The sequence below is a fragment of the Nitratireductor sp. WH36-1 genome (genome assembly GCF_058725515.1).
This window is the reverse complement of record NZ_CM178970.1, coordinates 3,070,353-3,093,222: the sequence shown is the minus strand read 5'-3', so window position 1 is coordinate 3,093,222 and position 22,870 is coordinate 3,070,353. Positions and strand designations below refer to the sequence as shown.

The 22,870-nt window shown below is 62.9% G+C and carries 19 protein-coding genes and 2 tRNA genes; 9 read left to right on the top strand and 12 right to left on the bottom strand.

Annotation, left to right across the window (positions count from 1 at the left end):
* Positions 1-441 precede the first annotated feature (441 nt).
* The 3 genes from AC4PTT_RS14985 (at position 442) to AC4PTT_RS14975 (ending at position 2,070) form a co-directional block, all read left to right on the top strand.
* Complete coding sequence (locus tag AC4PTT_RS14985; protein WP_492161547.1) at positions 442-1,542, top strand: DUF2793 domain-containing protein; 1,101 nt, start codon at positions 442-444, stop codon at positions 1,540-1,542.
* Between the two features lie 111 nt (positions 1,543-1,653).
* Positions 1,654-1,728 (top strand) — tRNA-Gln (locus tag AC4PTT_RS14980).
* 90 nt (positions 1,729-1,818) lie between these two features.
* Positions 1,819-2,070, top strand: a complete 252-nt coding sequence (locus AC4PTT_RS14975) for a GIY-YIG nuclease family protein (RefSeq protein ID WP_206554031.1) — start codon at positions 1,819-1,821, stop codon at positions 2,068-2,070.
* A gap of 167 nt (positions 2,071-2,237) precedes the next feature.
* Here AC4PTT_RS14975 and AC4PTT_RS14970 read toward each other — a convergent pair whose 3' ends face one another.
* Positions 2,238-3,599: a phosphohexomutase domain-containing protein gene (locus tag AC4PTT_RS14970; RefSeq protein WP_492161546.1), complete on the bottom strand. Its 1,362-nt coding sequence runs from the start codon at positions 3,597-3,599 to the stop codon at positions 2,238-2,240.
* Positions 3,600-3,896: 297 nt separating this feature from the next.
* Between AC4PTT_RS14970 and AC4PTT_RS14965 the strand changes: the two genes are divergently transcribed.
* The 4 genes from AC4PTT_RS14965 to cysQ all read left to right on the top strand — a co-directional run bounded on the left by AC4PTT_RS14965 (position 3,897) and on the right by cysQ (position 8,954).
* The gene (locus AC4PTT_RS14965) at positions 3,897-5,015 is read left to right on the top strand and encodes a DegT/DnrJ/EryC1/StrS family aminotransferase (protein ID WP_113154560.1); all 1,119 of its coding nucleotides are present in this window, start codon (positions 3,897-3,899) and stop codon (positions 5,013-5,015) included.
* Between the two features lie 229 nt (positions 5,016-5,244).
* Positions 5,245-6,150 (top strand): sulfate adenylyltransferase subunit CysD, encoded by a 906-nt coding sequence (cysD, locus tag AC4PTT_RS14960; protein WP_206547271.1) that lies wholly within the window; start codon positions 5,245-5,247, stop codon positions 6,148-6,150.
* A gap of 2 nt (positions 6,151-6,152) precedes the next feature.
* Positions 6,153-8,072 carry a sulfate adenylyltransferase subunit CysN gene (gene cysN, locus AC4PTT_RS14955; RefSeq protein WP_492161545.1) on the top strand — a complete coding sequence of 640 codons (1,920 nt, stop codon included), beginning with the start codon at positions 6,153-6,155 and terminating at the stop codon, positions 8,070-8,072.
* A 78-nt stretch (positions 8,073-8,150) separates the two neighbouring features.
* Complete coding sequence (cysQ, locus tag AC4PTT_RS14950) at positions 8,151-8,954, top strand: 3'(2'),5'-bisphosphate nucleotidase CysQ (RefSeq protein WP_317561850.1); 804 nt, start codon at positions 8,151-8,153, stop codon at positions 8,952-8,954.
* 278 nt (positions 8,955-9,232) lie between these two features.
* Here the strand turns inward: cysQ and AC4PTT_RS14945 are convergent, their stop codons facing one another.
* The 6 genes from AC4PTT_RS14945 to AC4PTT_RS14920 all read right to left on the bottom strand — a co-directional run bounded on the left by AC4PTT_RS14945 (position 9,233) and on the right by AC4PTT_RS14920 (position 18,251).
* Positions 9,233-10,162: a carbohydrate kinase family protein gene (locus tag AC4PTT_RS14945; protein ID WP_492161544.1), complete on the bottom strand. Its 930-nt coding sequence runs from the start codon at positions 10,160-10,162 to the stop codon at positions 9,233-9,235.
* Positions 10,163-10,241: 79 nt separating this feature from the next.
* Positions 10,242-13,568: an error-prone DNA polymerase gene (locus AC4PTT_RS14940; RefSeq protein ID WP_492161543.1), complete on the bottom strand. Its 3,327-nt coding sequence runs from the start codon at positions 13,566-13,568 to the stop codon at positions 10,242-10,244.
* The gene (locus tag AC4PTT_RS14935; protein ID WP_492161542.1) at positions 13,565-15,028 is read right to left on the bottom strand and encodes a Y-family DNA polymerase; all 1,464 of its coding nucleotides are present in this window, start codon (positions 15,026-15,028) and stop codon (positions 13,565-13,567) included. The genes AC4PTT_RS14940 and AC4PTT_RS14935 overlap by 4 nt, the downstream gene beginning before the upstream one ends.
* Before the next feature lie 13 nt (positions 15,029-15,041).
* Positions 15,042-15,923 carry an ImuA family protein gene (locus tag AC4PTT_RS14930; protein ID WP_492161541.1) on the bottom strand — a complete coding sequence of 294 codons (882 nt, stop codon included), beginning with the start codon at positions 15,921-15,923 and terminating at the stop codon, positions 15,042-15,044.
* A 19-nt stretch (positions 15,924-15,942) separates the two neighbouring features.
* Positions 15,943-16,827 carry an endonuclease III domain-containing protein gene (locus AC4PTT_RS14925; protein ID WP_492161540.1) on the bottom strand — a complete coding sequence of 295 codons (885 nt, stop codon included), beginning with the start codon at positions 16,825-16,827 and terminating at the stop codon, positions 15,943-15,945.
* Between the two features lie 335 nt (positions 16,828-17,162).
* Complete coding sequence (locus AC4PTT_RS14920) at positions 17,163-18,251, bottom strand: GGDEF domain-containing protein (RefSeq protein ID WP_113154568.1); 1,089 nt, start codon at positions 18,249-18,251, stop codon at positions 17,163-17,165.
* Between the two features lie 246 nt (positions 18,252-18,497).
* On the opposite strand from AC4PTT_RS14920, the gene AC4PTT_RS14915 reads away from it, so the two are divergent.
* On the top strand, positions 18,498-19,256 hold the full coding sequence (locus tag AC4PTT_RS14915; RefSeq protein ID WP_206545881.1) for a GGDEF domain-containing protein: 759 nt from the start codon (positions 18,498-18,500) through the stop codon (positions 19,254-19,256).
* A 66-nt stretch (positions 19,257-19,322) separates the two neighbouring features.
* Here the strand turns inward: AC4PTT_RS14915 and AC4PTT_RS14910 are convergent, their stop codons facing one another.
* The gene (locus AC4PTT_RS14910) at positions 19,323-19,868 is read right to left on the bottom strand and encodes a putative pterin-binding protein (protein ID WP_206547278.1); all 546 of its coding nucleotides are present in this window, start codon (positions 19,866-19,868) and stop codon (positions 19,323-19,325) included.
* A 241-nt stretch (positions 19,869-20,109) separates the two neighbouring features.
* On the opposite strand from AC4PTT_RS14910, the gene AC4PTT_RS14905 reads away from it, so the two are divergent.
* The gene (locus AC4PTT_RS14905; RefSeq protein WP_113154571.1) at positions 20,110-20,370 is read left to right on the top strand and encodes a hypothetical protein; all 261 of its coding nucleotides are present in this window, start codon (positions 20,110-20,112) and stop codon (positions 20,368-20,370) included.
* Between the two features lie 51 nt (positions 20,371-20,421).
* Here the strand turns inward: AC4PTT_RS14905 and AC4PTT_RS14900 are convergent, their stop codons facing one another.
* The 4 genes from AC4PTT_RS14900 to betB form a co-directional block, all read right to left on the bottom strand.
* Positions 20,422-20,559, bottom strand: a complete 138-nt coding sequence (locus tag AC4PTT_RS14900) for a hypothetical protein (RefSeq protein ID WP_297558025.1) — start codon at positions 20,557-20,559, stop codon at positions 20,422-20,424.
* A gap of 49 nt (positions 20,560-20,608) precedes the next feature.
* Positions 20,609-20,818 carry a cold-shock protein gene (locus tag AC4PTT_RS14895; protein ID WP_206545885.1) on the bottom strand — a complete coding sequence of 70 codons (210 nt, stop codon included), beginning with the start codon at positions 20,816-20,818 and terminating at the stop codon, positions 20,609-20,611.
* Positions 20,819-21,178: 360 nt separating this feature from the next.
* Positions 21,179-21,255: transfer RNA gene (locus tag AC4PTT_RS14890), tRNA-Pro, on the bottom strand.
* Positions 21,256-21,313: 58 nt separating this feature from the next.
* Positions 21,314-22,777 (bottom strand): betaine-aldehyde dehydrogenase, encoded by a 1,464-nt coding sequence (gene betB / locus AC4PTT_RS14885; protein ID WP_206547280.1) that lies wholly within the window; start codon positions 22,775-22,777, stop codon positions 21,314-21,316.
* Positions 22,778-22,870: the final 93 nt, after the last annotated feature.

The window sequence follows — 22,870 nt, the reverse complement described above, 5'->3', positions numbered from 1 at the left end:
ACGATCCAGAATTTTGACGGAGCATCAGGCCGAAAGCCGGAATCAACTTTTCAGTCCGACGCTCTATCTGTCTGTTTTTCCGCATTTATGCGGATGTCAGCTGTTTCCACCTGACTGCAAAATACTGTGGCCTGTGCCGCAGGCCGCCGGATGCCTTCGAACAGTGCAATTCCGGGAACCTTCGCCAAGGATGCCCCGACTTTAGATTGGAAACGTTGACGTGGGGTGTAGGCAAGAGCGCCATCAAGGGATTTGCCCCGTCCATGGGGAGAGGGGACTACCTCCACGGTTGTTTTTCTCCCCGCGGCGCCTCGTTCAAGCAGGCCAATCGTGCGCACTCATGCGCCATTTGCCGGGGAGAGGGCGCGATGAACGGCACCGTTTTCTCCCCGCGCCCTCTGCCGCTCCTAGACTTTCCCCGATCAAAAGGAACGGGCCAAGATGGAACAGACCGCAAATCTCAAGCTTCCCTACATCATGCCGTCGCAGGCGCAGAAACACGTGACGCACAACGAAGCCATTCGTCTTCTGGACGGGCTGGTGCAGCTCGCTGTGCGTGACCGCGACCTCTCCGCACCGCCGGTCAGCCCCGAAGAGGGCGAATGCCACATCGTTGCGGCGGCGGCGACCGGGGCATGGACGGGCTGGGAAGGGCAGGTGGCGTATTTCGCCGATGGGGCGTGGATGCGGTTTGCGCCGGCTGCCGGCTGGCGGGCCTGGATCATCGACGAGGCGCGTCTTGCCGCCTTTGATGGCGTGGGCTGGCAGGCCATCAACGGATTTCCGGAGAGCGCGGCGGAGATCCAGAATGCAGCGCTGTTCGGGCTTGGAACGACCGCCGATGCGACCAACCCGTTTTCTGCAAAGCTGGACAAGGCGCTCTGGACGGCCCGCTACGCTGCCGAAGGGGGAACGGGCAGCCTGCTCTACACGATGAACAAGGAAGCGCCTGCCGGCGATGTGGGCTTCCTGTTGCAGAGCGGTTTCGTGACGCGCGCGATGTTTGGGCTCCTCGGCTCCGATGGCCTGAGGCTCGCGGTTTCTCCCGATGGTGTGGCCTTCAAGGATGCGATTCGCACCGATGAGGCTTCCGGCCTTGTGTCGCTGCCGGGCAACGCCAAATTCCTTGGCTTCATCAATTACGATCAGTATGTCGCCGCCGACACATGGCAGACCGTGGCCATCAACAACACGCTGTCGAACGATCAGATGTCTTTCGACACGGGGGCTAACCGGTTCACCGCGCCGGCAGGCGGGCTCTACCGGTTTGGGGCGAGCATCGGCTGGAAGCAGAATGGCGCGAATGTGCCGACGGCGGTGAAAGCGAAGCTGGTGCTCAACGGCGTGAGCGACCTCTGCGCGCCTTTGGTGGCGGGCGATGTGGCCGATCTGGCGGTGGATGGCTCGGAGATGGCGCTGCATCTTCACGTGATGGCGAGCCTGGCGGCGGGCGACACGGTGGCGCTTGCGCAGCTCTTTAGCGGGCTTGATGGCTATGTGCCGGCGACGGTCACGCGGTTCTGGGGAGAGTGGGTGGCTTGACGCCTGATGCCTGACGCCTGACGCAGCGACTGGCGCGTGCTCCACAGAAAGGCTGAAAACGCCTGCTTGTCGTGGGGCCGCGCTTCTGCTATCCACCGCTTCGCTCGGTCTTGGGGCGTCGCCAAGTGGTAAGGCAACGGTTTTTGGTACCGTCATTCGCAGGTTCGAATCCTGCCGCCCCAGCCAGCCTTCGCTAAAGCTACGGCTGGGCAAGCCGGAGCGCGAGTGGAGGCTGCCACGCCGAAGCCCAAAGGGCGAAGGCGGGCTGGGGACGCCATGCACTATGTCTATATTCTGCAAAGCCTGACATATCCCGACAAACATTATGTCGGATGCACAAACGACGTTGATGAGCGGCTGAGAAGGCACAATGCAGGCCGATCAGAATCGCAGTCGCGCCACTCATCCATGTTTGGTCCGTGGAAACTGGTTGTCCAGATTGGGTTCGAAGACAAGGCGAAGGCATTTGCTTTCGAAAAGTATCTGAAATCCGGTTCAGGCCGCGCGTTCGCGAAGAGACATTTCTGACCCCCTCCCAACCGGTTTCTGCTTCACAGTTTTTCCGGGCGTGGTTGTCGTAGGTGGTGTTCCTTTATTGCGCTGCGGCGGGTCGCTCCGTGGGAAGCGTCATCTTGCTGAACCGCTCAACATAAAGAGCGGGTGCTTCGCCACGGAGCGCTGACCTCGCTGTTTGTTTAGCCAGCCTGCTCGATCATCCCGCGCAGCTCGTCCACCTTTGCCTTCAGGAGCGCCTTGTCGCCGCGGGTCTCCACGTTGAGGCGCAGCAGGGGTTCGGTGTTGGAGGCGCGCAGGTTGAAGCGCCAGTCGTCGAACACCATGCCGAGGCCATCCTGGCTCTCGATTTCGGGGGTCTGCGGCATGTAGTGATCGGAAATGCGGGCCTGTACCGCGGTTGCGTCCGAAACGGTGAAGTTGATCTCGCCCGAGCAGGGATAGGCCGCGATGCGCTCTTCCAGGCGCTCGGCGAGCGTCGTGCCGCTGGCCGAGAGCTCCGCCACCACATTCAACCATGCAAGCATGCCTGAATCGCAATAGGCGAAATCACGGAAGTAGTGGTGCGCGCTCATCTCGCCGCCATAGATGGCGTTCTCCTCGCGCATCATCTGCTTGAAATAGGCATGGCCCGTGCGGCAGGCCTTCGCCACGCCGCCGGCGCTTTCCACCACGTCGATCGTGTTCCAGGTCAGGCGCGGGTCGTAGAGAACGGTGCTGCCCGGATTCTTGGCGAGCAGGGACTGGGCGATCATGCCGACCAGATAATAGCCTTCCACGAAACGGCCCTTGTGGTCGTAGAGGAAGCAGCGGTCGAAATCGCCGTCCCAGGCGATGGCGAGGTCCGCGCCGTGCTCGATCACCGCCCTGCTGGCCTTCTCGCGCTTCTCCGGAAGCAGCGGGTTGGGCACGCCATTGGGCAGGCGCGGATCGGGCTCGTGGTCGATCTTGATGAAGGTAAAGGGCAGGTGCTTTTCCAGAAGGTCGATGATCGGGCCTGCACAGCCATTGCCGGCATGGCAGACGATCTTCATCGGTTTCAGGTTCTGGCCGGCCACCTCGTTGAGAAGGCGTTCGATATAGGCGTCGCGGTCGCACGGATCGTGCAGTGCTCCGCGCGCGGCATAATCGGAAACCGGCTGAAGCACCGCATCCGAACGCATGATCTTTTCGATTGCGTTGAAGGCGTTGTCCGGCGTGGCGGCGGACGCGCCTTTCAGCACCATCTTGATGCCGTTGTAATCGGGCGGGTTGTGGCTGGCGGTCACCATGAGGCCGGCATCCGCGCCGCTTGCGGCGGTGTGGAAATAGACCTCTTCCGTGCCGCAGCGGCCAACGGGGCGCACGGCGACGCCGCTGTCGAGAAGGCCCTGGGTCAGCGCTTCGGCCAGCGCCGGGCTGTCCATGCGCATGTCGTGGCCGATAACGACCGTGCCGGGGTTGAGGCTTTGCTTGAGCGCCTGCGAAAAGCGATAGGCGAAGGGAACATTGATTTCTGCGGGGATACGGCCGCGAACGTCATACGCTTTAAAGGGGGCGCTCATACTTTCCTTCCTGAATAATCTCGAAGATGAACAATGGTCTGTCATCGTTTAGCATTGCAATGATTGATTGAAGTTTTGTTAGAATTGGATGAATGCACACAGAGACACAATTGCGGCGACAAATGCGCACGCTACGCAAATACACAAGAGCTGAAACGGTTGCATGCCGGCTTGTTCACCTCGTGTAACAGCCGGCGCATCAGTTTGAAGGGGGGCGTTGGTTGCACTGCGCCCGCCGCATCCCTATTCAACGGACGGGGATAACGCGGAATCATCCCGCAACCGATTGGGCAACAAATGCAATTCATCGATCTCGGCGCTCAGCGTGAGCGCATCAAGGACAAACTGGCGACCGCAATCGACAAGGTTGTTGCCGAAGGGCGCTATATTCTCGGGCCGGAAGTCAGCGCTCTTGAAGAGCAGCTCGCGGCCTATGTGGGCACGAAGCACGTTATCGCCTGCGCCAATGGCACCGACGCCCTGCTCATGCCGCTGATGGCCTATGGCATCGGACCGGGCGACGCGGTGTTCTGCCCGAGCTTCACCTTTGCAGCGACGGCCGAAGTCGTGGCGCTGGCCGGTGCAGAGCCGGTCTTCGTGGAAATCGACGCCGACACCTACAATATGGACCCGAAGAGCCTGACGGCCGCCATCGACCACATCAAGGCGGAAGGCCGGCTGACGCCGAAGGCGGTGATCCCGGTCGATCTCTTTGGTCTGGCTGCCGACTACGGAGCCATCGAAGGCATCGCTGCGCGTGAAGGTCTGCGCATCATCGAGGACGCCGCCCAGTCCATCGGCGGCACGCTCAACAACAAGCGCTGCGGCGCGTTCGGCCATGTGGCGTCCACCAGCTTCTACCCGGCCAAGCCGCTGGGTTGTTATGGTGATGGCGGCGCGATGTTCACCGATGATGACGAGCTGGCCGATGTGCTGCGTTCCATCGCCTTCCACGGCAAGGGCGAAAGCCAGTATGACAATGTGCGCGTGGGCCTGAATTCACGCCTCGACACGATTCAGGCCGCGATCCTGATCGAGAAGCTGGCGATCCTCGAAGACGAGATGGAAGCGCGCCAGAAGGTTGCCGCACGCTATGCCGAAGGTCTGGGCGATGTGGTGAAGGTGGCGGTGACGCCGAAGGGCCATCGCTCGGCCTGGGCGCAATATGCGATCGAGACCGGGAAGCGCGACCTGGTGCGCAAGCGCCTTGGTGAGGCGGGCATTCCCTCGGTTGTCTATTACGAGAAGCCGCTGCACCTGCAGAAGGCCTATGAGATGCATGCGAAAGCGCCGGGTGGTCTCGCCATTTCGGAGAGCCTGCCGCACCGCATCCTGTGCCTGCCGATGCACCCCTATCTCGCCGAGAGCGACCAGGATCGCGTGATCGAGACCATCCGCAGCGCCGTCGCCGAATAGGCTGACGACTGCTTCCAGGACATCGAAAAGGCCCGTGAAAACGGGCCTTTTTTGCATTCTGAAATGCCTTTTCCCCTTTGCCGGAAACAACGCAAAAAGCGCCTCGCAAACCGGGGTGAGGTTGGGCGTGCGCGCCTTGAGAGGGCCGAAAACCGCATGGTACCCCAAGGGCAGGATCCGGAAGCCGCAAAGGCTCCGGCCGCAGCGACAAAGACGCGAAGGCGAAAACATGCCGGCAGCCCTTACCCATCTCGACAGGCTGGAAGCCGAGGCGATCCACATCTTCCGCGAAGTGGCGGCGACCTTTTCAAAGCCGGTGATGCTTTATTCCGTCGGCAAGGATTCGTCCGTGCTGATGCATCTGGCGATGAAGGCGTTCTATCCGGCCAAACCGCCATTCCCCTTCCTGCATGTGGACACCACCTGGAAGTTTCGCGAGATGATCGAATTTCGCGACCGGATGGCGCGCGAAAAGGGTTTTGAGCTTCTGGTGCATGTAAACGAGGAGGGCGTGCGCGACGGCATCAATCCGTTCGATCATGGCTCCAACACGCACACCCATGTGATGAAGACGGTGGCGCTGCGCCAGGCGCTCGACAAATACGGGTTTGACGCCGCCTTTGGCGGCGCGCGGCGCGACGAAGAGAAAAGCCGCGCCAAGGAACGCATTTTCTCGTTCCGCTCCGCAGGCCATGGCTGGGACCCGAAGAACCAGCGGCCGGAAATGTGGAAGATCTATAACACGCGCGTGGCGCAGGGTGAATCGATCCGTGTCTTCCCGCTCTCCAACTGGACCGAGCAGGACATCTGGCAATACATCCTGCAGGAAAACATTCCCATCGTTCCGCTCTATTTCGCCGCCAGACGGCCGGTGGTGGATCGGGGCGGAATGACCATCATGGTCGATGACGACCGGATGCGCCTTCAGCCGGGCGAGAAGGTGGAGGAGCGTCTGGTGCGCTTCCGCACGCTTGGCTGCTACCCGCTGACGGGCGCGATCCCGTCGACCGCTGCCACGCTCGAGGAAATCGTCGGCGAGATGCTGACGGCCCGCACGTCTGAACGGCAGGGGCGTCTGATCGACCGCGATGAGGCAGGCTCCATGGAAAAGAAGAAGCGCGAGGGGTATTTCTGATCATGTTGACCGCCAACACAGCGCTTCTGCGTGAAGATGACGATGCTCTGGTCGATATCCGCGACTATGTGGCCGGGCAGGAGAACAAGGGGCTTTTGCGGTTCCTGACCTGCGGCTCGGTGGATGACGGCAAGTCGACGCTGATCGGGCGTCTCCTGTTCGACACCAAGCTGATTTTCGAGGACCAGCTGGCAGCGCTTGAAAACGATTCCCGCAAGCACGGCACGGCTGGCGACGAGATCGATTTCGCACTGCTGGTCGACGGGCTGGAGGCCGAACGCGAGCAGGGCATCACCATCGATGTGGCCTATCGCTTCTTCTCCACGCCGCGCCGCAAATTCATCGTGGCCGACACGCCGGGCCATGAGCAGTACACGCGCAACATGGCGACCGGCGCATCCACAGCGGATGTGGCCATAGTGCTGGTGGACGCGCGGCAGGGCATCCTGCCGCAGACGCGCCGACACTCGATGATCGCCTCGCTTCTGGGCATTCGCCACATCGTTCTGGCAGTGAACAAGATCGACCTTGTCAGCTTCGACGAAACCGTGTTCGAGCGCATCGCGGCGGAATATCGCGCGTTTGCCGAAGAGCTCGGCTTCACGACGATCCAGCCGATCCCCATGTCGGCGCGCTATGGCGACAATGTCATCCGCTCGTCGGGCAAGACGCCCTGGTATGACGGGCCGTCGCTGCTGGAGCATCTGGAGACGGTCGACATCGAGGCCGAGGCAGAGGGAAAGCCGTTCCGCTTTCCCGTGCAGTATGTCTCGCGACCGAACCTTGATTTTCGCGGTTTCTCGGGCACGGTGGCTGCTGGCAGCATCGGCGTCGGCGAGCGGGTAACGGTCGCCAAGTCGGGCAAGCAGACGCGCATCCGTTGCATCGTAACGCAGGATGGCGATCTCGACGTTGCCTCGGAGGGGCAGGCGGTGACGCTTCTGCTCGAGGACGAGGTGGAGCTTTCGCGCGGCAACATGCTGGTGACGCCGGAGGCGCGCCCGCATGTGGCCGATCAGTTCTCCGCGACGCTTGTGTGGTTCGATGAAAAGCCGCTCCTGCCGGGGCGCTCCTACATTCTGCGCACCGAAACGGATGAGGTTTCGGCGACGGTGAGCCAGCTCAAGCATCGCCGCAACATCAACAATTTTGCCGAGGAAGCGGCGACAAGCCTCGATCTGAACGAGGTGGGGCTGTGCAATTTTTCAGCTCAGGCGCCGATTGCCTTTGACGCTTTCAGCGATAACCGCACCACGGGCGCTTTCATCCTGATTGACCGGCTGACCAATGCGACGGTCGGCGCGGGCATGATCCAGCGGCCCTTGCGGCGCGCAGCGAACATCCACTGGCAGGCGCTCGACGTGACGCGCCAGTCACGCGCGGAGCTGAAGCACCAGAAACCGGCGATTCTGTGGTTCACCGGGCTCTCGGGCTCCGGCAAGTCGACCATTGCCAGCCTTCTGGAAAAGAAACTGCATGCAGCCGGCCGCCACACCTATGTTCTGGATGGTGACAATGTTCGCCACGGGCTGAATCGGGATCTGGGCTTTACGGACGAGGACCGGGTGGAGAACATCCGCCGCGTGGCCGAAACGGCAAAGCTGATGGCGGATGCCGGGTTGATCGTGCTCGTCTCGTTCATCTCGCCCTTCAGGGCCGAGCGGCGCATGGCGCGCGAGCTGATGAACGAGGGCGAGTTTGTGGAGGTCTTCGTGGACACGCCCTTTGAAGAATGCGCGAGGCGTGATCCGAAAGGGCTCTATGCCAAGGCGCTCAATGGCGAGATACAGAACTTCACGGGCGTCGATTCCCCCTATGAGACGCCGGAAAGGGCTGATATCCACATCGAGACGATGGCCCGCGCGCCCGAAGAGCTGGTCGACGAAATCGAGGCCTGGCTCAAGGAACGTGGCCATTGCTGATCTGAATTGAAGAAGGGCATCGGAACAACCAAAAGCCGGTTTCCGGTCCGATGCTCTGGTGGAAAGACTGACTGGCCCATGGGCATGATGAAGGACGACGCGGCGCTTCTGGCGCTGTTTGAAGAACTCGCGCTGGCGGCGGGGGCTGCGATCATGCAGCACTACGAGGCGGGCTTCGAGGTGGAGCAGAAGGCCGACGATACGCCGGTAACGGCAGCCGACCGTGCTGCGGAGAGGGTGATCCTCGACGGGTTTCGGAATGTGGGGCTGGGAACGCCCTGCGTTTCTGAAGAGGCCGCGTCCGGTGGCGTCATTCCGGCCTGCGGCGACGGTAATTTCCTCCTGGTAGATCCGCTTGACGGCACACGCGAATTCATCGCGCGGCGTCCGGATTTTACCGTCAATATCGGCCTGATCCGCAATGGCGAGCCGGTGGCGGGCGTTGTCTATGCGCCGGCGCGCGATCTGCTCTATTCGGCGCGTCCGGGGGCTGCGTTTGAAATTCCGGTGGTGGGCGGCAAGCCGCAGGAGCGGCGGACGATCAGGGCGCGGCCGCGCCGGACGCCGCCTGCGATTGTCGCCAGCCGCTCGCACTGTACCGACGAAACCCGCGCCTTCATCGCCCGCCATCCCGATGCCGAGACGGTTTCCATCGGTTCGTCGCTGAAATTCTGCATGATCGCGCGCGGCGATGCGGATCTCTATCCGCGCTTTGGCCGGACCATGCAGTGGGACACGGCGGCCGGTGACGCCGTGCTGCGTGCGGCAGGCGGCATGGCGCACACGCTGGACGGCGCGCCGCTCACCTATGGGCCGAAGGGCGGCGAGGGGCTGGAAGCATTTGCGAGCCCGTCATTCGTTGCCGAAGGGGCGGGCTGGTAGCATCCTGCCTTTGGGGCGCTGTTGTGGTAGGCGCAGCCGTCAACGCCTCCTTCTCCCCGCTGGCGGGGAGAAGGTGAGGATGAGGGGCGGGCACCTGCAATTGTGATCAGTGCCAGGTTTTGAATGGGGGTGGCTGCCGTGCGGCGAGGCTTGCGCGGCCCCTCATCCCCCTGCCGGGACCTTCTCCCCGCACACGGGGAGAAGGAGGATGGCCGAAGGGCCGTGCTTCTTATTGGGAAGGGAAGGCAGGGCACAGGCTTTTCCACCTGACTGTCCAGTCAGGCCGTCGTCAGCTCTTCCTTCCAGGGGGGATTTGCGCCGGCGCGTGACACGGTGATGGCGGCGGCGCGGGTTGCGAAGGCCATTGCTTCTGAAATCTCTTCAGCGCCGAGTGCGGCGATCTTCTCCTTCGTCAGAAGCCCCGCCATCTCAAGTGCCGCCAGAAGCGCGCCGTTGAACGTGTCGCCAGCACCGACCGTGTCGACCACGGTGACGGGCCGTGCCGCGACGAACTGCTTTTGTGATTTCGTGTAGGCCGTCGCGCCCTTGCCGCCATCGGTGACAATGACGAGGGAGGGCCCGCGCGCCAGCCAGCGGGCGGCGATCACGTCGGTGCTTTCCGTTTCGCCGAACCATGCAAGATCGTCGGTGGAGATTTTCACGATGTCGGACAGGGCAAGCATGCGCTCGATGCGGGCGCGGTGGCTTTTTGCATCGGTGATAAAGGCCGGCCGGATGTTTGGGTCGAGCATGATGACACGGCCCGCAGCCTCGCGCGCCATCAGCGCCTCATAGGCCGAGCCACAGGGCTCTGACACGAGGCTGATGCCGCCGAACAGAAGGGCCGACACATCTGTGCCGATGGCGGGCAGGTCGTCGGGCGAGACCATCCGGCCGGCTGTGCTTTCATCATAGAAGGCGTATTCGGCCTGACCGGCGGTAAGGGTCACGAAGGCGAGTGTCGTGGGGCGGCTGGAAATCTGCGCAAGGCCAAGATCCACATGGCTTTCCTCAAGCTTCTCGCGCAGCATCCGACCGAAGAGATCGTCCGAGAGGCCGGTGAAGAAGCCACAGGACACGCCGAGGCGGGCAATGGCGATGGCGCTGTTGAAGACCGCGCCGCCGGTATAGGGCGCAAAGGCCGCTTCGCCGTCGCTCGACTGGCGCGGCAGCATGTCGATCAGCGCTTCGCCGCAACAAAGGATCATGACGTGCCTCCCGTTCATTTTGCCCATCGGGAGTAGCGGGCGGCGGGCGGCTTGGCAATGCAGGATGCGCGGGGCCTTATCAATGGAAGTTGCGGCCCTTGGGCAGAACACGCACATCGCGCGGGTGACGCCAGAGATTTTGCGCGGTCGCGGGCTTTTCCGCCGCCTGTGCGTCCGCGCCCGGATCGGACATGGCGGCCAGAAGCTCCGGCGTCGTGTCGAGCAGACGGCGGGCGACCACATGGATGACATTGCTTTCTTTCTGCAGAATGCCCTCGATGGTGACCATACGCGCGCCGAACACGATGCGGCGAAAGCGCTGGAAGACGCGCGGCCAGACGATGACGTTGGCAATGCCGGTTTCATCCTCCAGCGTCATGAAGATGACGCCGCTTGCCGTGCCGGGGCGCTGGCGCACCAGAACGAGGCCCGAAACGCGCACGAAGCGCCCGGCCGGGATATCCGCGAGGGCGCGGGTTTCCACGATGCGGCGTTCCTTGAGCTGCTGGCGCAGGAAGGAAACGGGATGCGCCTTGAGAGAAAGGCTGAGCGTGCCGTAATCCTCCACCACCTGCTCGCCGGGAAGGAGTTCCGGCAGCGCCACGCTCTCTTCGGCCTGAAGGGGCGTTTCTTCCGTGCTTTTGGTGCTGGCGAAGAGCGGCAGTTCCTCGGCTGCCGCACGCACGCCCTGATAGCCGCTCAGGCCGCGCACCTCCCAGAGGGCAGCGCGGCGGTCGAGCCCGAGTGAGCGGAAGGCGTCCGCCTCGGCAAGCCGGCGAAGGGAGAACATGTCGATGCCGGAACGGAAATAGAGGTCGCGCACGGTGGCAAAGCCCGCGCCGCGCGTGGCCATGATCTTCAGCGCTGCGGCCTCGCGTATGCCATCCACCTGGCGCAGGCCAAGCCGCACCGCATGGCGGATCGCGCCCTTTCTCGAGGCCGGTTCCAGCGTGTGGTCCCAGTCGCTGCGGTTGATGTCGACGGGGCGTGTCTCGCCGCCATGATCGCGGAAATCCCGGACGATGGAGGAGGCGGAGTAAAACCCCATGGGCTGGGAGTTCAAAAGTGCGCAGGCAAAGACATCCGGATAGTGGCATTTGAGCCAGGAGGAGGCATAGGCGAGCAGCGCGAAACTGGCCGAATGGCTTTCGGGAAAGCCGTAATCGCTGAACCCCTTCATCTGGTTGAAACAGCGCTCGGCAAAGTCGGGTTCATAGCCATTGGCGAGCATGCCCTTGATGAAGTCTTCGCGGAACTGGTCGATTGTGCCGGTGCGGCGGAAGGAGGCCATGGCGCGGCGCAGCCGGTCGGCCTTTTCCGGCGAGAAACCGGCCGCAACGATGGCGATCTTCATCGCCTGTTCCTGAAAGAGCGGCACGCCGAGGGTCTTCTGGAGCACGGCGCGCAATTCTTCGGAAGGATAATCGACATCCTCTTCCCTGTTGCGGCGGCGCAGATAGGGATGAACCATGTCGCCCTGAATGGGACCGGGGCGGACAATGGCGATCTCGATCACGAGGTCATAGAAATTTTCCGGTCGCAGGCGCGGCAGCATGGACATCTGCGCCCGGCTTTCGATCTGGAAGACGCCAACCGTGTCGGCGCGCTGGATCATGGCGTAGGTGGGGCGGTCGTCGCGGGGCACGGTGGCCAGCGTGCGCTCTTCGCCATAGTGATCGCGCAACAGATCGAACCCCTTGCGCAGGCAGGTGAGCATGCCGAGCGAAAGGACATCCACCTTGAGGATGTTGAGCGCGTCGAGATCGTCCTTGTCCCATTCCACCATGGTGCGGTCCTTCATGGCGGCGTTGGCGATGGGCACGATTTCGCTCAAGGGCGAATGGGTGAGCACGAAGCCGCCCACATGCTGGGAGAGATGGCGGGGGAAGCCGATCAGCTGGCTGACGAGAACGAGGGTCTGGCGCAGGCGTGGATCGGTGGGGTCGAGACCGGCTTCGCGCACCTGGTCGCCGGCAGGCGTGCGCGAGGAATGGCCCCAGACAAGGCCGGTCATTGCGGCGACCACATCGGGCGACAGGCCCATGGCCTTGCCGGCCTCGCGCACGGCGCTGCGCGTGCGGTAGGAAATGACGGTGGCGGCCAGCCCGGCGCGGTGGCGGCCATATTTGTCATAGATGTACTGCATCACCTCTTCGCGCCGCTCATGCTCGAAATCGACATCGATGTCCGGCGGCTCGCCGCGCTCGGCGGAGATGAAGCGCTCGAACAGAAGGTCGATCTCGGTGGGATTGACCGAGGTGACGCCAAGGCAAAAACAGACGACAGAATTGGCCGCCGAGCCGCGCCCCTGGCACAGGATGGGCGGGGTCTGTGCGCGGGCGAAGTTCACAATGTCGTGCACGGTGAGAAAATAGGCGGCGTAGCCAAGCTGGCCGATGAGCTTCAGCTCATGGGAAATCATGCCGGCGACCTTTGGCGGAACCACGCCGTCGAAACGGACTTTTGCGCCAAGCCAGGTGAGGCGTTCCAGCTCCTCCTGCGGGGTGGCGCTCTCACCGCTCGATTCCTTCGGATAGTCGAAGCGCAGTTCATCGAGCGAGAAGCGGCATTCATCCATGAGGGCCACGGAACGGGCAATGGCGTCTTCGTGGCCGCGCAGCAGGCGGGCCATCTCCGCAGGCGCTTTCAGGTGCCGCTCGGCATTGCGTTCCAGCCGGAAACCGGCCTCGTCGATGGTGCAGTGTGCGCGGATGCAGGTGAGGAGATCCTGAAGGGGGCGGCGGGCCGGCATGTGGTAGAGCACGTCATTGGTGGCGATGAGCGGTGTGCCACAGGTCGCGGCGAGCGCGGCAAGGCGCTCTTGGCGCGCGCCGTCATTGGCCCGGCGATGGGGCGTGAGCGCCAAAAACACGTCGCCGGGGAAGAGGGCTGCGAGGCGGCGCAGGTTTTCTTCGAAATCAGAACCGAAATCATAGGGCGGCATGGCGATGAAGCGCTGGTCCGCGCCAAGTTGTTCCAGATTGCCCAGATGGAGGTGGCACTCGCCTTTCGGTGCACGGCGGTTGCCATCGGTCAAAAGCTGCGTCAGGCGGCCATAGGCATCCCTGTCGGTTGGGAAGCAGAGCGTTTCGAAATCGTCCAGCATGACCAGTCGCGCGCCGACGACAAGGCGGATCTTCTGCGCCTTCGCCTCCACATGGGCGCGCACGACACCAGCCATCGTATTGCGGTCGGCAATGCCGATGGCCGCATGGCCAAGCCGGGCGGCTTCGGCAACCAGCTCGCGGGGATGCGACCCGCCGCGCAGAAAGCTGTAATTGCTGGTGACGCCGAGCTCTGCAAAGGGCGGGGCCGGTGGCGCGGAGCGCTTTTTGGGGCGCGCTCCGGCGGTGTCGGCCTTTAAGCCGGTGGTCAGAGGGATGGGGGTTGACGATTGCGCGCTCATGCGAAGACCCCGTGGATGAACCAGCGCGGGGTTTCTTCATCGCGCTCATAAAGCCCGTCGCGGAAGAGCCAGAAGCGGCGGCCGGCTTCATCTTCGATGCGGAAATAGTCGCGTGTCTTGCGGCTGGCCCCGAGTGGCGCGCGCCACCATTCAGGCGCAATGCGCTCCGGCCCTTCGGCACGCGTCACAAGGTGGGCCACGCGCCGCCATTCGAAACGGGTGGGCGGGCCATCGGGCACGCCGGCGAGCGTGGTGACAGGCTCCGGAACGGCAAAGAGGAAGAGGGGGCGGGCAAAGGCCGCGCCATCCTGAATGCAGCGGGCATGGGCCTGCCAGTCGTGGCTTTGCGCGGGCTTGAGCACGGAGACGGCGCGGGCGGCGCGCTCGGGCAGGAAGCTCGCATGGGGCTCGGCGCGGGTGACATTGCGCGCGCCGAACCGGTTGACGAGCCGGTCAAGCAGCGGGGCGATGTCGCCGTCACGCATGGTCATGGCTTCGTCGCCCAGATCCTCCTGCCGCATGGCAAGCGTTTCCACGGAAAGGGCGGTGAGGCTGGCCGCCTCGAAGCCGAAGCCGGCGCGATCCTCTATGCGGTCGAGCCGCTCGCTGAGAAGGCGGGCGAGATGTGCTGCATCGCGCGTGGGGGTGCTGGTGGCGAGCGGCAGGGCCTCGAACCAGCCATCGACGCGGAACAGCCGCAGCTCCACGCGCCGCGCGCCCTTGCCGGCCTTTTCAAGGAGCGCGCACAGGTCGCGCGTGAGGCGGCCGATGGCGATCCCGATTGCTTCCTGCGTGACGATGGGCTCGGCGAAACGGCATTGCGCGGCATGCAGATGGGGCGGGTTGAGGGGGCGAAAGCTTTCCTCCTCATGGCCAAGCGCTTCGTCCAGCCGGCGCAGCGCCAGCGGGCCAAAGCGCGACGCCAGCGGCGCGCGCGGCTTGCCGATGAGATCGCCGACGCGTTTGAGACCAAGCTTTTCAAGCGCCTTGACCGTGCCTTCCTCCAGCCGCAGGGCGCAGACGGGCAGCGGCGCCATGTGCCCGGCAAGGGTTGAGCGGGTGACGGCAAGGCGATCATCGGGCGCGTGGCGGGCAAGCGCCCAGGCGCCACCGATGGTGGGCGCCAGCGCCAGCCGTGCGGTGAGGCCGAAACGGCCAAGCTTTGACGCCAGCATCTCCATGAGGGCGCTCTCGCCGCCGAAGAGATGTGCACAGCCGGCAATGTCGAGGCTCACCCCGTCGGGAAAGTCGGGACGCGTCAGCGGCGAGAAACACTGGCACCAGAGCGCCAGCCTTATGAGGGCGCGCTCATCGCCCTGAAGATCGGCATGGGCGACCTGCAGGGCGGGGTGGATGGCGCGCGCATCGGCCAGCGCCATGCCGGGCGAAAAGCCCAGCGCCCCGGCCGCCTGATTGAGCGCGGTGATGCGCTGGCCATTGTCCGTGGTGGTGACGAGCACCAGCGCCGCGTCATCATGAGGCTTCTGCCCATTCGGGGGGCAATCTGGAGCTGGCGCGCCCGGCGTCATGTGGCCATGGTGTTGCCCCTGTGGTCGCTCCTGCCGGCGTTCTATCGGCCAGCGGGGCAGGAAGACGGAAAGAAAGCGTGTCATGATCCCACTCGACATCCCAGCCGCTTGAGAAACGGCGGGACATCCCTTGCCTTGATTTGAGAAGCGCAAGCCGCCAGCGCGGCGCACCCGAATATGAGGATTGGCCCGATGATTGGCCTGAGGATTGGCCTGAGGATTGGCTGGACGAGGCGGGCGCTGCGGGAAGCGATGCGACGGACCAGCGGGTCTCGGCCGCCGTGCCCTCTGCTGAAGCCTGTCGCCCGCGCAGGATGAGGGCGGTGACGCCGTGGCGCGCGGCGCGCAGGGCAAGGCGGCGGCTGGCGGCGAAATCATAGGCGCGGGCGCTGTCGGGCAGGATGCCGGCGACGGCGGCGAGCGGCGCATGGGAAAGCCCTTCCTCAAGCGCCCACAGAATGTCGATGGGCTTGCGCACCTCGATCCTGATCAGCCGGTTCGGATCAAGCCCGAGGGCTGCCAGACCGGGCGGGTAGAGCGCGCCTTCGCTGTTTGCCAGATGCGCGGGCACAGCCCATAGAATGGGGCCGGGGCGCTGGCGGAGAAGTCGCGCCAGAAAACAGATGCCGAAGCCCGCGCCGGCGGCGAAATCGCCATGGGTGGCCGGGAGGATTTCATGCAGCGCGCCGGTCTTGAGGCCGTGGGCGGGAAGGGCGGCGTCAAGCGCTTCTGCGCCCAGCCCAAGCGCGGGGCGGGCGTTGGGCGTCAGCCTTTCCTGAGGGGCGATGCGGCGGCGTAAGGCCTCTATCTCGAACCTGTGTTTCATGACGCAACTCCGGAACGCACTAACAGGACGCGGCGGATGCCGACACGGTCTGCACCGGTGGCGGCGCGCCGGAAGCGCCCTGATTCAAATTCGCAGCATCCTCCTTCAAGGGACTGATTTGACTCATCTTCACGCCTGCGCCCGGCAGGGCGTGCGCGGGCGGCGCATCGCGCAGCCATTCTTCCAGAAGGCGTGTGCGCTGAGGCGTGGCACTGCCGGCGCAGACATTTGTGAAAGGGCAGGAAACGTTGCGGTTGCGGGCGCAAAATGTCCGCCCGAGATCCTGCATGAGGATGTGATGTTCTTCAGTGTCGGAAGCCTCCCAGCCATTGGGGAGCTGTCGGTTAAGAAGACGGACCGAACGCTCGGGCGACGCCTGCTCGGGCACGAGGCCGAGGCAGCGCGCTGCGCGCCAGTGCGCCGTGTCGACGACAAGAACGCGCCTGCGCAGAGTGCTCATGTTGAGGGTGGCGGCGCTGGTCTTGGGGCCGACGCCGTAAAGCCGTTCCAGCCAGGCAAGGGCGTTCTCCACCGGCCAGCCATGCAGGAAGCCGAGATCGAGTGTGCCGCGCAGGCTGGTGATTTCCTGCAGGACGCGGGGCAGGGCTTCGGCCTTGCGCACGGGGTGGGTGATGCCTTCAAGAAGCAGGTCGAGATCATGGGAGGATGCTTCTGCCAGACGCTGCCAGGAGCCTCTGTGCTGCGCCACCTCGAAATGCTCGACCAGAACGGCGAAAACCCCGAGCGCCGTTTCATTGTGCGTTCTGCCGCTGAGCATCGCCAGAATCATCTGGCTTATCGGGTCGAGACGCACGAAATCCGAGGGCGGTCCGAAGACAGCCAGCAAGCGCTGATGGAGGCTTGCAATCCGGTCGAAAGGTGCAAGGGGCAGGGTGTATTGCATCCCCGTATGATAAGAACAAATAGGGAACAAATCAATCGTTCTCTACCATCGGGCTGAGAGCAGCTGAGGAAAACGAAAGGCCGCCAGACAGCCGGTTCCACGGCAGACGCGCGCTGTCTGACGGCCCGCTCCAGCGTTCTGACGACGCTTTCAGCAGTGTCCCCTCTGGACCCTGCCATACTGAAAGCATCAAGCGTGCCAGTTGTCGTGCGCCTGGGCTTTATTCTGATTTTTCAGTGTGTTGCCGTTATCTGTCCAAGTGGGCGCGTTTCGTTCTCGCACCGGCCATGATGCGCATCAGAGCAGGCTGCCCACGAAACGGGCAGGCGCCTTCATCAAATAGCGACTTCCAGACGGTTGCGGCCTGTGGATTTTGCGCGGTTGAGGGCGGTGTCGGCCTGACCGAGTGCGATCCAGAAGCTCTCCTTGCGCGGCAGCGGCGTGTGCAGGCCGACGCTCACGGTAAGCGGGATCTCGATCCCGTCGAGATTGAAGGGCGTATCGGAAACGGCGGTCTGGATGCGTTCGGCAAGGCCGAAGGCGCGTTCGGCGTCATAGGCCGGCAGCACAAGCGCAATGGCCTGCCCGCCGAAGCTGGCGACCATGTCCGTCTGGCGAACGGCTGACTGGACGACGGACGCGACGTGGCGCAGAGCCTGCTCACCGGCCGCGTGGCCGTGTTCCTCAAGCACCTGATCGAATTCGTCGATGTCGATGAGCGCCATGGAGTAGGGTTGCCCGGCCCAGTTCATGGCGGCGGCGAGTTCCGGTCCCAGCTTGTCGAAGACACGCCGGTTCAAAAGCCCGGTTGCCGTATCCGTGGTCCCCATCGGTGCCTCCTTCAAGCGTCGTGGTCCGAAATGCGAGCGCTGCAATTCAAGAATGCGGCCGATCACTATGGCGGCAATCACATTGGCCACAATAGCAACCGGTGCGACTTCGCCCAAGGTGCGCATGGCGGTTTCCCACGGCATGAGGAAAACCGAAATCAGGGAGACCGATGTCAGAAGGCCGACGCCGGCGAGCGCGACCATGGAAACGCGCCGGCCTTTCACCATCTGCGCGAAAGCCAGGCTCACCAGGCTGCAGATCAGGACGGCGACAATGCCACTCGCCACGCCTGCGCCGCCAAGCCAGATGCGACCGAGGATCGCGACAGCCGAGGTGATGGCAAGCGTAATCCAGCCGCCATAGGTCATGGCGAGAACGACAAACACATTGCCGATGTCGAAAGACAGGCCGGAGGAGGCGTGTGCGGTGAAGAGGGCAGGCCCGATGGAGCCCACGGAGAAAAGCGCGGAGACGAGAAGGCTGCGCTGTAAGGATGTCAGCGCAAGCCGGGCCGCGCGCTCGTAAAGAAGCGCGGCGATGACCGCAATTCCCAAGCCTTGCAGGAACTCGGATGCCAGGGCAGCCATGTCCATCAGGTCAATCTCCGCAGACGCCTCACCAAAAGAAACAACGATTTGCGTGCGAAAATGCAGCCCGCCATTACTTCGCCTGATACTCAGTATGTATGACAAGGCAGCGTAAACACAAGAAGTTCCAGTGCAAAGCCCGGTTCTTCAACTTGTTCGCGTATTTCCGTGGAGGTTTGTCCGTCCGGTTGCCGCAGGGTAACGGCATGTTTACACCGCTGAAATATTATGTGCCGGCAAAAGGGCGAGGGGATGGGACGTTTGCAGGCGGTGTTCGAGCGGTTTTACGCGTTGCGCATCTGGCAACAGGCATGCATCGTCACTCTGGGCGCTGCCGTGGGTGCTGACGCGCTGACGCTCATTCTTTACTCCATATTCTTTTCCGACCGGCTGATGCTCGACCTGATTCTCACGGCCGTCATCACCGTTCTTGTGGCCTACCCGATCTCCTATGTTTTTCTGAGCAAGACGGCGACGGTCGCGAAACTGGCAACGGAGCTGGATAAGGCTGCAACGACTGATTACCTGACCGAGCTGTGCAATCGACGCAATTTCATGCAGCAGGCGGGCGCGTTTATCGGAGAAGCCGACGCCTCGGCAGGTGTGGTTCTCTTCATCGATGTGGATCACTTCAAGCTGATCAACGACCGGTTTGGCCATGCCGAGGGGGACCGGGTGCTTGTGCTGGTGGCGGAGGCAATTCGTCAGAGCGTGCGCGTGGATGATATCTGCGCGCGCATTGGCGGCGAGGAGTTCGCCGTGTTCATGCCGGGCGCGGACCTGCCGCTTGCGCGCACGGTTTCGGAGCGCATCGCCCTGAGCTGCCGTCTCGTGGGGTGCGCGGCGCACCCCGAAGAGCTTTCCACCACGGTGAGCATCGGCGTCGCCATGCATCGCCCGGAGCAATCGCTGGATGAAGTTGTCCGCGAGGCCGATTTCCTTCTGTACAGGGCCAAGCGGGGCGGGCGCGATCAGGTGATGTATCGCGCGCCGCATGAGGTCGTCGCCTGAGGGTGGCGCCGGGCACGCGGTTCATGGAATAAAAAACGGCGCCGAAGGGCGCCGTCTGCGTATCGTCTATTCGACTTCGATGTGGAAAACCGACCAGACCCAGCCGCGTTCTTCTTCTTCCGGCGCCTTGGCGCCACCGGTGTCGTAGACCAGCCAGAGCGGCCCGAGACCGCCGATGCCGAGTGGCTTTCCGTCGACCTTCATGGCGAGGATCCATTCATGGGCGGCCATCTTGTCGGCATCCATTTCGAAGCCGAAACCATCGAGCGCATAGAGTGTCGCGCTGTCGCCTGTCGCACCGGCCGTGGCAAGAACGTCTTTCAGAAGCGGGCCTTCCATGGTGAGCGGGCGCGGCCAGTCTTCCGTGTCGGCATTCACCTTGATCGTCTTCTGCGGAAGGGCGGCAAGCGTCTCCCAGTCGAAGCTGTGCGCCTTGTCGAACGTCTTGTCGTGGAACTTCAGAAACCCGTCAAAGAACGGGTCAAACGCCTCACGATTGGTGTTGTCGATCTCGCCGCTGACCGTCAGCAGCGTACCCTCGGCCTGGCCGGGGGAAACCGTTGCAAACAAGAGGGACGTGGCGATGGAAGCCGAAATCAGTAATCCGCGCATTGCCGTCTCCGGGTGGTTTCGTTTGATGATGGCGCTGACCCTAGGCGCGTGCTCTTAACGCGGTGTTAAGAAATTCACCCGACGTAGCGGCCCTCAGCCGATTGTGGTGAAGCGGCTGTGCGAGGTTTCCCCAATTGATTGGAATTTACAGGTTGCACAATTCAACCAGGCATTGTGTATTGCTAGCCGTCGCACATCAGGGGACGCGGCACGGCATTTGTCATTCAGACGGAGGGACGGTGTGAACGTCGTCGCATTCAGGGCGGATAAAGAAGACGGGCACCCCGCGCGTGGACGGGGCGCGCGGCCTGCCGCGATGGGCGCAACGGATTTCGATGCCTGGCTGAAGCATCTCGGTTTCAGCGAACGGCATGCCGCAAGGGTGCTGCAGGTGGGCAGGGCGACGATCGCGCGCTATCGGCGCGAAGGCGCGCCGGCCCATATCGGCTATGCCTGCACGGCAATCGCTCTCGGCATGCCCATATGGCAAAAGGCCGAGTAGGCGGATTTCCCTCGAAGATCGCTTTTCCGTCATGGTCGGCCCGCCCGTGTTTCAGGCGAGGCGCTTCTGTTTCAGCTTTGCGGCGGAATGATGCAGAAGCACTGGGTGTGGCTGGCGCAGCGCGCTATCGCGCATGATCTCTGTCAGAAAACAAAAAAGGCCGGGCGCTAGCCCGACCTTCTCGATCATCTCAACGCCCCGTGCCAGTACATCCGTGGTCACGTGGCGGAGACGAAGCTTATGCAGCCTGCAGGTTGTCCGCAGCGCTTTTGCCCGACCGGCGGTCCTGAACGATCTCGAAGCTGAGCTTCTGACCTTCAACGATGGACTGCATGCCAGCGCGCTCGACGGCAGAGATGTGAACGAACACGTCGTTCGCGCCGTCATCGGGTGCGATGAAGCCAAAGCCGCGGGTGGTGTCGAAGAATTTTACGGTTCCAGTAATCATGCGATTTTCCTTTCAAATCGTCATAGGGAATCGATGCCTGACGATTGCCAAGCACCGGGTAGTTCGAATTTGAGGGAAGATCGTAGGGGCGCTTTGCAGCGCGGAACAAAGTTCAACAGCAAGTTCGATGCTCCACATATGGATGTGGATTGTGTTTGAAACAAGGTCTGATTGAAAGATAGTTCAACCCCCGGATCACACATGCGCATTTCCGACTTTCGGGAATGCTCAAAATCCCTGCCGACGCGCTGGAAGTGCGAGAGCAATCTGCGTGAGAACGGGTGGCAGAGAGGGGGAGTCGACACAGCTTGAAGGGGAGGACTGGCTCAACCCTTGGGCAAAATGTCGATTTTTGAAAACTGGTCGGAGTGGCAGGATTCGAACCTGCGACCCCCTCGTCCCGAACGAGGTGCGCTACCAGGCTGCGCTACACTCCGTGACCAGACGGCGGGCTTATAGCCGCCGGATTTAAACTGCGCAAGATCAAACCGACATTCAATACGGACTTTCTACATCGCCGGTTTCCACATAGACCGATTTGGCCTGTGAATAGGCGGCGAGCGCGGCCATGGCGTTCTCCCGGCCGAAGCCGGACTGCTTCACACCGCCGAAGGGCAGTTCCACGGGTGTCAGATTGTAGGTGTTGATCCAGCAGGTGCCGGCTTTCAACGCGTTGATGACGCGATGGGCGCGGGCGAGGTTCTGCGTGAAGACGCCGGCTGCAAGGCCGAATGGCGTGTCATTGGCGCGCTCGATCACCTCGTCTTCGTCCTCGAAGGTGAGAATGCTCATCACCGGCCCGAAGATTTCCTCACGCGCGATTCGCATTCCGTCGGTCACATCGGTGAAGATCGTGGGCTCCACATAGTAACCGTCTTCCAGCCCCTGCAGTCCGGGTGCGCTGCCGCCATGATGCAGCGTTGCGCCGTCCTCGCGGCCGATCTCGATATAGCGCAGCACCTTGTCATGCTGCGCCCTGCTGATGAGCGGCCCGAGATGGGTTTCGGGGTCGAGCGGGTCGCCCAGGCGAATCGCACTGGTGCGCTCCGTCAGGCGTGACAGGAAGCGCTCGTAAATGCCCTTCTGCACAAAAACGCGGGTGCCGTTGGAGCAGATCTGGCCAGTCGAATAAAAATTGCCGAGCATGGCGCCGCCAATGGCGTTTTCCAGATCGGCGTCATCGAACACGATCAGCGGCGACTTGCCGCCGAGCTCCATCGTGGCGGGCTTCATGTGGCTGCCGGCGAGGGACTGCACCTTCTTGCCGGTCTCCACCGAGCCGGTGAGCGACACCTTGGCGACCCCGGGATGGGCGACAAGAGCAGCGCCGACATCGCCCAGTCCCTGCACCACGTTGAAGAGACCGTCCGGAAGCCCCGCCTCGGTGTAAATCTCGGCGAGCTTCAGCGCGGAAAGCGGGGTCACCTCGGAGGGTTTGAACACCATGGCGTTGCCCATGGCGAGTGCGGGGGCGGATTTCCAGCCGGCGATCTGGATCGGATAGTTCCACGCGCCAATGCCGACGCATACGCCGAGCGGTTCATGTCGCGTGTAGCCGAACGCGCCGCCAAGCTCGACCTGTTCGCCGTTGAAGGCGGCAACCGCGCCGCCCAGAAACTCCAGAGCCTCGGCGGCGGAAGGGGCGTCGGCGACCAGCGTTTCCTGAAGCGCCTTGCCGGTGTTGAGGGTTTCCAGCGCGGCCAGTTCTTCATTGTGCTTAAGAAGAAGGTCGGCTGCGCGGCGCAGAATGCGTCCGCGCTCAACGGGTTTCAGCTTCGCCCAGGCCGGCTGGGCCGCGCGTGCGGCCTCGACAGCAAGCTCGACGATGTTCGGGGTCGCGGAATGAACGCGTGCGATGGTCTCGCCCGTTGCCGGATAAACGACATCGATGACGGCGCCCTGTTCATCTTCCACATAGTGGCCGTTGATGTAGTGCGATGCTTTTGGCTGCGCGCGCATAATGTCTCCAGCTTTGGAGCGCCTTCGCTTTTCGTTGAGTTGCGAAAGCGCTGAAACTTTTTGTTTTGCCCAATTCCGGGCGGAAAACCGGTT

What these genes read in the sequence shown, in the direction of transcription:
- AC4PTT_RS14940 (WP_492161543.1), bottom strand. Translation starts at nt 13,568, where the DNA reads ATGAGCGCGCAATCGTCAACCCCCATCCCTCTGACCACCGGCTTAAAG.
- AC4PTT_RS14930 (WP_492161541.1), bottom strand. Translation starts at nt 15,923, where the DNA reads ATGAAACACAGGTTCGAGATAGAGGCCTTACGCCGCCGCATCGCCCCT.
- cysQ (WP_317561850.1), top strand. Translation starts at nt 8,151, where the DNA reads ATGGGCATGATGAAGGACGACGCGGCGCTTCTGGCGCTGTTTGAAGAA.
- AC4PTT_RS14970 (WP_492161546.1), bottom strand. Translation starts at nt 3,599, where the DNA reads ATGAGCGCCCCCTTTAAAGCGTATGACGTTCGCGGCCGTATCCCCGCA.
- AC4PTT_RS14985 (WP_492161547.1), top strand. Translation starts at nt 442, where the DNA reads ATGGAACAGACCGCAAATCTCAAGCTTCCCTACATCATGCCGTCGCAG.
- AC4PTT_RS14895 (WP_206545885.1), bottom strand. Translation starts at nt 20,818, where the DNA reads ATGATTACTGGAACCGTAAAATTCTTCGACACCACCCGCGGCTTTGGC.
- cysN (WP_492161545.1), top strand. Translation starts at nt 6,153, where the DNA reads ATGTTGACCGCCAACACAGCGCTTCTGCGTGAAGATGACGATGCTCTG.
- AC4PTT_RS14920 (WP_113154568.1), bottom strand. Translation starts at nt 18,251, where the DNA reads ATGGACATGGCTGCCCTGGCATCCGAGTTCCTGCAAGGCTTGGGAATT.
- cysD (WP_206547271.1), top strand. Translation starts at nt 5,245, where the DNA reads ATGCCGGCAGCCCTTACCCATCTCGACAGGCTGGAAGCCGAGGCGATC.
- AC4PTT_RS14915 (WP_206545881.1), top strand. Translation starts at nt 18,498, where the DNA reads ATGGGACGTTTGCAGGCGGTGTTCGAGCGGTTTTACGCGTTGCGCATC.
- AC4PTT_RS14900 (WP_297558025.1), bottom strand. Translation starts at nt 20,559, where the DNA reads ATGATCGAGAAGGTCGGGCTAGCGCCCGGCCTTTTTTGTTTTCTGACA.
- AC4PTT_RS14925 (WP_492161540.1), bottom strand. Translation starts at nt 16,827, where the DNA reads ATGCAATACACCCTGCCCCTTGCACCTTTCGACCGGATTGCAAGCCTC.
- AC4PTT_RS14945 (WP_492161544.1), bottom strand. Translation starts at nt 10,162, where the DNA reads ATGATCCTTTGTTGCGGCGAAGCGCTGATCGACATGCTGCCGCGCCAG.
- AC4PTT_RS14965 (WP_113154560.1), top strand. Translation starts at nt 3,897, where the DNA reads ATGCAATTCATCGATCTCGGCGCTCAGCGTGAGCGCATCAAGGACAAA.
- AC4PTT_RS14975 (WP_206554031.1), top strand. Translation starts at nt 1,819, where the DNA reads ATGCACTATGTCTATATTCTGCAAAGCCTGACATATCCCGACAAACAT.
- betB (WP_206547280.1), bottom strand. Translation starts at nt 22,777, where the DNA reads ATGCGCGCGCAGCCAAAAGCATCGCACTACATCAACGGCCACTATGTG.
- AC4PTT_RS14910 (WP_206547278.1), bottom strand. Translation starts at nt 19,868, where the DNA reads ATGCGCGGATTACTGATTTCGGCTTCCATCGCCACGTCCCTCTTGTTT.